Source organism: Collinsella aerofaciens, assembly GCF_028209885.1.
In the GTDB taxonomy this organism is placed as follows: domain Bacteria; phylum Actinomycetota; class Coriobacteriia; order Coriobacteriales; family Coriobacteriaceae; genus Collinsella; species Collinsella aerofaciens_BA.
This window is the reverse complement of the sequence record NZ_JAQLEM010000053.1, coordinates 1-8,119: the sequence shown is the minus strand read 5'-3', so window position 1 is coordinate 8,119 and position 8,119 is coordinate 1. Positions and strand designations below refer to the sequence as shown.

General features: G+C 56.3%; 8 protein-coding genes. 6 read left to right on the top strand and 2 right to left on the bottom strand.

Annotated features, from left to right (window positions below; translation table 11 throughout):
* Positions 1-235: 235 nt before the first annotated feature.
* Together PMX21_RS09620 and PMX21_RS09615 are read left to right on the top strand one after the other, a co-directional pair.
* Positions 236-1,258, top strand: a complete 1,023-nt coding sequence (locus PMX21_RS09620; protein WP_271759262.1) for a hypothetical protein — start codon at positions 236-238, stop codon at positions 1,256-1,258.
* Entirely contained in the window at positions 1,246-2,013 is a 768-nt protein-coding gene (locus PMX21_RS09615) for a hypothetical protein (RefSeq protein WP_271759261.1), read from the top strand. Before PMX21_RS09620 ends, PMX21_RS09615 begins: the two co-directional genes overlap by 13 nt.
* 239 nt (positions 2,014-2,252) lie before the next feature.
* Here the strand turns inward: PMX21_RS09615 and PMX21_RS09610 are convergent, their stop codons facing one another.
* Both PMX21_RS09610 and PMX21_RS09605 read right to left on the bottom strand, forming a co-directional pair.
* The gene (locus PMX21_RS09610) at positions 2,253-3,185 is read right to left on the bottom strand and encodes a type I phosphomannose isomerase catalytic subunit (RefSeq protein ID WP_416378172.1); all 933 of its coding nucleotides are present in this window, start codon (positions 3,183-3,185) and stop codon (positions 2,253-2,255) included.
* Between the two features lie 73 nt (positions 3,186-3,258).
* Positions 3,259-3,978 (bottom strand): GntR family transcriptional regulator, encoded by a 720-nt coding sequence (locus PMX21_RS09605; RefSeq protein ID WP_271759259.1) that lies wholly within the window; start codon positions 3,976-3,978, stop codon positions 3,259-3,261.
* Between the two features lie 303 nt (positions 3,979-4,281).
* Here PMX21_RS09605 and PMX21_RS09600 point away from each other — a divergent pair, with 303 nt between their 5' ends.
* The 4 genes from PMX21_RS09600 (at position 4,282) to PMX21_RS09585 (ending at position 7,949) form a co-directional block, all read left to right on the top strand.
* Entirely contained in the window at positions 4,282-5,682 is a 1,401-nt protein-coding gene (locus PMX21_RS09600; RefSeq protein WP_271759258.1) for a glycoside hydrolase family 1 protein, read from the top strand.
* A gap of 120 nt (positions 5,683-5,802) precedes the next feature.
* Positions 5,803-7,146 (top strand): PTS sugar transporter subunit IIC, encoded by a 1,344-nt coding sequence (locus PMX21_RS09595; protein ID WP_271759257.1) that lies wholly within the window; start codon positions 5,803-5,805, stop codon positions 7,144-7,146.
* Positions 7,147-7,304: 158 nt separating this feature from the next.
* Entirely contained in the window at positions 7,305-7,607 is a 303-nt protein-coding gene (locus PMX21_RS09590; RefSeq protein WP_055285538.1) for a PTS sugar transporter subunit IIB, read from the top strand.
* 9 nt (positions 7,608-7,616) lie between these two features.
* Positions 7,617-7,949, top strand: coding sequence for a PTS sugar transporter subunit IIA (locus PMX21_RS09585; RefSeq protein WP_204986885.1), 333 nt, complete (start codon positions 7,617-7,619; stop codon positions 7,947-7,949).
* Positions 7,950-8,119 lie beyond the last annotated feature (170 nt).

Genomic DNA, 8,119 nt, shown 5'->3' with positions numbered 1-8,119 from the left:
ACCCCGGAGGAGTTCCGGAGACAGTCCCTTGCGGCGTAGTTCTTATTTAAGCCGTCCAAGTTTTGGGGTGCAGTTCAGATAGATACGAGTAGGGGCTCTTCCGTACATGGTCGGGAGAGCCCCTTATTACGTTTCGGATTGTTTCTTATGACTTTGGGGATTGAGCGTTTTATACGATTCAGTATAATTTTAGATAGATACTAAAATATAACTGAAATGAAAATGGTGATTGTACATGCTGCTAAATTGTCTCCCAAAAAGGCTCTTCTCTTTAGAGCTCGCCATCGACCCGGAGCCAGTTGAGATACAGATTCCTCGCATGTATCTTGAGCGGTTTTCGCTTCACTTGGCACGGCTTGGCGTGTCTGAGCAAGGCCGTTTTATTGTCGCCGAACCAAAAGAGCCGCCCAGTGTGATTTCGGCGCGAAATCTCGTCAATGCAGTGCGAAAGTTAGATACTCGCCCGGTGGCAATTTGCTGGGATGCTATGGATTTAGGTTTTATGCGCGCGCTTTCTTCGGAGGGAATCGCATATATTCGAGATGAGCGAAATGCGTTCCTGCCGTTTATCGGAGCCGTTATTTCCGATGAAGTGCTGGGCGCTTCTCCCGCTGCCCCGCTTTCGCCCCAATCTCAACGAATCGTCCTAAATCTCATCGCGGGACGATGGGTTGACTGCTCCGCCGGCGACCTAGCGCGTCTGTGTGGCAAAAGCGCGGCAAGCGTCAGCGGCTATCTTTCGGAAATCGCCGCTATTGCTCCTGGGCTAATCGCACGGGACGGCAAAAAGCGTGTGCTGTCCGATGCCGATTTGTCGACCGAGGCGCTGTTAAATGGGTTTGAGGACTATCTTCGCACACCAGTTTTAGAGCGAATCCGGCTCAAGAAGGTCATCGAGAGAACAGAGCTACGTGCCGTTGATGCGCTGCTTTCCGGTGTGTCTGCCCTTAGCTATATGTCCGACCTTGCTCATAATGATGCTGTCCCAACCGTTGCTCTCGAAAAGTATCAGGTAGATGCCTTAAGAGGGCACATGGGCGACAGATGGTTGGAGGCCCAGTGGTACGAACCGGCCGCTATCGAGATTGAGATCTGGTCGTATCCCGTGGACGCGCCGTCCGATATTAGTTTTGACACGTCGGGTTTGCAGTGTGTCGACCCGTTTTCCTTATACGTTGCTTGCGCAAAAGCAGATTACAAAGAAGATCGTCTGCTCGACGCGGTCGAACAGCTCAGGAGGACGATATGTCAAAAGTGAGGGGAATAGAGCGATTTGCTGATGCCATGAGCGGCTGTAAAGGCGGTTACGTCCTTATTGGCGGGGGAGCCTGCAGCGTTCTGTTTGACAATGAGGGCGATTCGTTTAGAGCTACCGAAGACTTGGATGTCGTCGTAATTGTTGATGGGGAAGGCGTTGAATTTGCCACTGCATTGTGGGCATTTATCAAAGCTGCCGGATATGAGACTGGAAAAGTCGGCGATGGAAAGTGCACTTACTATCGGTTCTGTTTGTCCGAAGGATCAAGGCAAGTCCTAGACTATCCCGGCCAAATTGAGCTATTTGCCCGACATCCTGATTTTGTGCTCGAAGATGAAACGAGCGAGGTAGCTCCTCTTTCCTTTGACGGGGCCGTATCAAGTCTCTCGGCAATTATTCTCGACGATGGCTACTACGAATTTATTCGCGATAACGCTACGAACGTAGAGGGCATTACGTTGCTCGATGCACTCCATATCATTCCCCTTAAGATGCGTGCGCACATTGATATCAACAGAAGTTATGAAGAGGGACGTCGTTGCAACAACATTGATCGGCGGAAGCACCGTTCGGATGTTGCTCGACTTGCTGACTTGTTGTCGCCTTCGGCGCGTTTGGAGCTAACGGGGCAAATGAGGGTTGATGCGGAGGTTTTTCTTACGGACTTTGCTTCGTATGTAAATCGGCAGACCAACCGTAAGGAAAGGGCGCGGCTTCAGGACACGTTATCGTTTCTCGAAAAGGTCTACCTATAGGCACCTTGATTCGTTATGTATAGCAAGGGGCTCTTCCGTTGATGAACGGAAGAGCCCCTTGCTGCGTTTTGATTGTCGTTACTAGCCAGAGGCTCGCCGGGAAGGGGCGCGGGGTTTGGTCGATCGCGAGTTCCGCACGAGCCGGAGAGCACTTAATGCGCTCTCCGTGCGAGCAGGACTGTCCGAGCAGGCGATCAAACCCCGCGCCCCTTCCCGGCGGGCGCTCGGGGACCGGTAGCTTACAGGTGGCTGATGATCAGTTCCATTTTGCCTTCGAGTTCGATCTGGTCCACGGTGCTCGGAGCCAGCAGGTGGCTTCCCTTGTGGACGGGGTCGCCGCAGACGGTGCCTTCGCCGTCGATGACCGACAGGCACATGAAGGGCCAGCGCTGGTCGAGGGTCTTGTTGCCGTCAACACGTACGCGATCGACGGTGTAGCAGGAATTAGACTCGAGTTCGGTCACGCCGTCCACCTCGGGCGCGGTCACCGTGCCGTTGGTCGGAGCCTGAGCGTCAAAGTTTATGCAGTCGAGGCTCTGCTCAATGTGCAAGGGACGCAGTTTGCCGTCGGTGCCGGGACGGTCGTAGTCGTACAGGCGATACGTCACGTCGCTCGACTGCTGCGTCTCCAAAATGAGCGTGCCGGTCTTGATGGCATGCACGGTACCGGAATCAATCTGGAAAAAGTCGCCCTTGTGGATCGGCAGCACGTTGAGCATGTCGTCCCAACGGCCCCCCTCGATCATCTGTGCGGCCTCGGCGCGGTCATGCGCGCGCTGGCCGACGATGATCGTGGCGTCGGGCTCGCAGTCCAGCACATACCAGCACTCGGTTTTGCCCAGGCTGCCGTTTTCGTGCTTGGCGGCGTACTCGTCGTTGGGATGAATCTGGATCGAAAGGTCATCCTTGGCGTCCAGAATCTTAATGAGCAGCGGGAACTCCTTGCCCTCGCAGTTGCCAAAGAGCTCGCGGTGCTCGGCCCACAGCCACGAAAGCGTGTGGCCTGCATACGGGCCCTCCGCAATCTGGCAGTCACCATTGGGATGGGCCGAGATGGCCCAGCACTCACCGATGGGACCCTCGGGAATGTCGTAACCAAATACGGTTTCGAGCTGGCGACCGCCCCAGATCTTCTCGTGGAAGATCGGCGTCAGTTTAATCAAATCGGACATGTTCATACCCCATTGTGTTGCGCGGGCGCTGTGCAAAACAGCTCAAAGCGAGCGCTCGCATGACTACAAAAATCTATGCCAACGTTACGTTGTGCAGCTCAAAGCGGTCGCCAACGTTACGCGAGACCGAATACTCAAAGGCGGCACCGCTGTCCAAAAAGCCAATCTGGGTGAGCTCGAGCAGGGGAGAGCCAAGTTTGGTGCCCAGACGCTCAGCTTCTTCCTCGGTTGCTGCCACGGCGCGAATGGTGCGGTGGAAGCTCGAAATTTTCAGCCCACATTGCTCGCGGATGAAGCGGTAGACCGATCCGTACAGGTCCTTCTTTTTAAGGCCCGGAATCAGCTCGAGCGGCATGTAGGTGTACTCGATAACGATGGGCTTCTCATCGGCCTGACGCACGCGCACGACGTGATAGGCAAAGTCATCCTCGGCAATTCCCAGCTGGGCTGCGATGTCCGCTGGTGGATTAACAATCGAGAAATCGTAGACCACCGAGGTCACCTTCTCCCCGCGGTGCTCATATGAAAAGCCCTGGGCACGGTCGTTTTTGCCCTGGAAAAACGCCTGGCCGGGAAGTCCCGCCGTGTCCTTAACGTAGGTACCCGATCCGCGCCGGCTGGTAATAAGACCTTCCTCGGTGATTTGCTCGATAGCCCGTTTGACGGTGATTTTGGAAACGCTATAGAGCTCGCAGAACTCAACGACGGTGGGAAGCTTGTCGCCCGGTTTAAGAGCGCCATCCTCGATACTTCGACGAATATCTGCAGCTATCGCCTCGTATTTGGGAATCATGGAACCTCCTTTCCGACATATCTGAATACAAAAGTAAGTATAACCCCCAACAGGGCACCCATATTACTTTTATATAAGAAGTTCGAGAAAGAAAAAATAAAAAGACGCTTTACTTTTAAAATTAGAGCGCTATAGTTTAAGCAACGAACGGAATCCTACCGCAGAACAGGATCGACCGTTTGGGGACGGTTTTGTTTTGGCGGGTTGGATATCGGTATGACCGGTGCGCGCCCGCGCCGGATAACCTGCCAAAGCAAATCCATCTCCAACCGGAAGCTCTAGAACACGAAAGCGAGGACTTTGATGGCACAGTATCAGCTGCCCAACGACTTCTTCTTTGGCGCTGCTATGTCCGGCCCGCAGACTGAGGGTCAGTGGAACCAGGGCGGCAAGCTCGAGAACCTGTGGGACACCTGGTCCATCCAGGATCTGGGTTCGTTCTACAACTGCGTTGGCTCTTATGCCGGCAATAACTTTATGACCAAGTACCAGGAAGACTTTCGCATTTTGAAGGACTTGGGCCTGAATACCTATCGCACTTCCATCCAGTGGAGCCGTCTGCTCGATGCCGACGGCAACCTTAATGAGGAGGGCGCTGCGTGGTATCACGAGCTGTTCCGCGCCTCTCGCGAGGCCGGCCTGGAGCCGTTTGTCAACTTGTACCACTTTGACATGCCCACCTACCTCTTTAACCGTGGCGGTTGGGAGAGCCGTGAGGTCGTCGAGGCTTACGCGCATTACGCCGACGTCGCCTTCCACGAGTTTGGCCAGGAGATTAAGTACTGGTTCACCTTTAACGAGCCCATCGTCGAGCCCGAACAGCGCTATCAGGAGGGTGTGTGGTTCCCGCAGCTCCACGATTTTAGCCGCGCCCGCACCGTGCAGTATCACATTTCGCTGGCGCACGCGCTGGCCGTGGCCAACTACCGCCGCGCCTATGACGAGGGCGCCGTTCGCAGCGATGCCAAGATTGGCATGATCAACTGCTTTACTCCGGTCTATACCAAGGAGAACCCCAACGAGGCAGACCTCGAGGCCGTGCGTATGACCGGCGGCATCAACAATCGCTGGTGGCTCGACCTTATTACCAAGGGCGAGCTTCCTGCCGACGTGCTCGGCAGCCTGGCCGAGGGCGGCGTTAAGCTCCCGTTCCGTGCCGGTGACCAAGAGATCCTCAAACAGGGTGTTGTCGACTGGCTCGGCTGCAACTACTACCACCCCACACGCGTTCAGGCGCCGTCGAGCAAGATCGACCAGTACGGCCTGCCGCACTTTGCCGACGAATACGTATGGCCCGACGCTGTCATGAATGAGAGCCGCGGCTGGGAGATTTACCCGCAGGGCCTTTACGACTTTGGCATGGACTGCGCCAAGAACTATCCCGACCTTGAGTGGTTTGTTTCCGAGAACGGCATCGGCATCATGGACGAATACAAGAACCGTGACGCCGAAGGAATCATTCAGGATGACTACCGCGTCGACTTTGTACGTCAGCACCTGGAGTGGGTGGCCAAGGCCATCGATGAGGGCGCCAAGTGCCGCGGATACCATTATTGGGCCGTCATCGATAACTGGTCTTGGGCCAATGCCTTTAAGAATCGCTATGGCTTTGTCGAGGTCGATCTGATGGATGGCTACAAGCGCCGCCTTAAGAAGTCGGCAGCCTGGCTCAAACAGGTTGCCACGACCCACGTGGTTGATTAGCGTCCGGACGAACGCCCAGACCGCGCGCCGCCGCGCGCAACACATGGCACATCTGGTGGCAGAGGGCGACAGGCCACCGTGCGCATAGGAAAAGGCCGGATTTGAAAGTTAGGAGCAATCATGGCCAGTGACAACGGAAAGAGCTTCCTCGACAAGTTTGCCGAGGTCTCTGCGAAGGTGGGAAACCAGGTTCACCTGCGTTCCCTGCGTGACGCCTTCGCGACCATCACACCGCTCTATATCCTTGCGGGTATCGCGGTTCTTATTAACAACGTCGTGTTCCCTCTGTTCCCGCTCGATGCGGCGGGCCTTGCCAACCTTCAGACGTGGGGTTCGGCAATTACGCTGGGCACCCTCAACGTCTCTGCCATTATCTTGGCCGGATTGATTGGCTACAGCCTCGCTAAGAACAAGCGTTTCGATAACCCGCTCGCTTGCGTGGTCGTCGCTATCTCTGCTTTCGTCATCATGATGCCGCAGCAGATCACCGCCTCGCTTGCCGCTACGAGCCCGCTGCTCACCGACAAGATCACCTCCGCCGAGGTCACGGGCGCCCTTTCGACTGCCAACACCGGCACCAACGGTCTGTTCTCGGCTATTATCATCGCCCTGCTCTCCGTCTCGCTCTTCATCAAGATTTCTGGCGTCGAGAAGCTCAAGGTTAAGCTGGGCGAGGGCGTGCCTCCCGCGGTCTCCAACTCCTTCAACGTCATGATCCCGATGCTGCTCAACCTCGCGGTCTTCGCTCTTGCCGCAGCCCTGCTCGCCGTGTGCGCCGGCACCGATCTGTGCGCCATCATCTCCACGTGCATCTCCAACCCGCTCAAGAGCATCATGAACGCCGGTCCGTGGGCTGTTATCCTCATCTACACCCTTGCTAACCTGCTGTTCTGCGTCGGTATTCACCAGTCCACCATCTCTGGCGCTACCGTCGAGCCGATCCTGACCATGCTCATCGTCGACAACATGGCTACCTTTGCCGCCGGTGGCACCATCCAGCCCGATCACTACATGAACATGCAGATCGTTAACAGCTTTGCCCTCATCGGCGGCTCGGGCTGCACCCTCATGCTTCTGCTCGACACGCTCCTGTTCTCCAAGAACAAGGCTTCCGAGACCGTTTCCAAGATGGCTATCCTGCCTGGTCTGTTCAACATCAACGAGCCGGTTATCTACGGTTACCCCATCGTGTACAACCTGCCGCTCATGATCCCGTTTGTCCTTCTTCCCGACCTGTTCATCGGCATCACCTATGGCCTTACCTGCGCAGGCATCATCAGCCCCTGCATCGCCCAGGTGCCCTGGACCATGCCTCCCGTCATCAATGCCCTGCTCGCTACGGGCTTTGACTGGCGCGCCGGCGTGTGGCAGGCTCTCGAGATTGTCATTGGCATGGCCGTTTACCTGCCCTTTATGAAGATTTCCGAGAAGGCAATCGCCAAGCAGGAGGCTCTCGCCGAGTAGAACGCCTAACGTTCGCCCCTTTCACCTTTGCGGGCACCGGTACGCGGTGCCGGTGCCCGCACCTCTCTTTTGCGTAAGGGCGCAGAAAGAGGGCACAATAACCGCAAGGAATACAACCAGTCGTCGTCTGCGCACCGCGCAGTTACAAGGAGGAAACCATGAAGAAGATCATGCTCTGCTGCAATGCTGGCATGTCCACGAGCCTACTGGTCCAGAAGATGCAGGCCGAGGTTGCAAACCGCGGTCTGGATATCGAGATCGAGGCTCGTCCCATGAACGAGGCTCACGATCACCTGGACGAGTGCGACATGCTGCTGCTTGGTCCGCAGATCGGCTACACCAAGGGCGATTTTGAGAAGGAGGCCGCCGGCCGTTTCCCGGTCGAGGTCATCAACATGGTCGACTACGGCCGCATGAACGCCGCCGGCATCATCGACCACTGCGTCAGCGTGATGGGCTAGGTGCTCCGCATGGAGGATATGAACGAACTGCAGATGACCTGCTTCGAGATCATCAGCTACGTCGGTACCGCCAAGAGCATGTACATCAATGCCGTGCAAAAGGCCAAGGAGGGCGATTTTGACGCTGCCGAGGAGCTCATTAAGCAAGGCGACGAGGCCTACAACGGTGGCCACGATGTTCACATGGCGCTTTTGAAGAAGGAGGCCAACGGTGAGCGTAACGGCGAGGCCCCACTGATCCTGCTACATGCCGAGGACCAGATGGCCGGCACCGAGACCATGCGCGTCATGGCCACGGAGCTTATCGAGATCCACAAGCAGCTGCAGGCACTCAAGGCCTAGCCGGCGTTATCGCCGCGGCGGACCGTGCGGTCCAATAGACAACATAGTCCCTTTGACGGGCGCCGGGAGCCTCCGCCTCCCGGCGCCTTTATATTCAAGACTTTAGTCTGCTGGCCGCGCAGCGGCCAGCTTTAAACCACCCGCTACGCGGGTGGAGACAAACGGCTTTA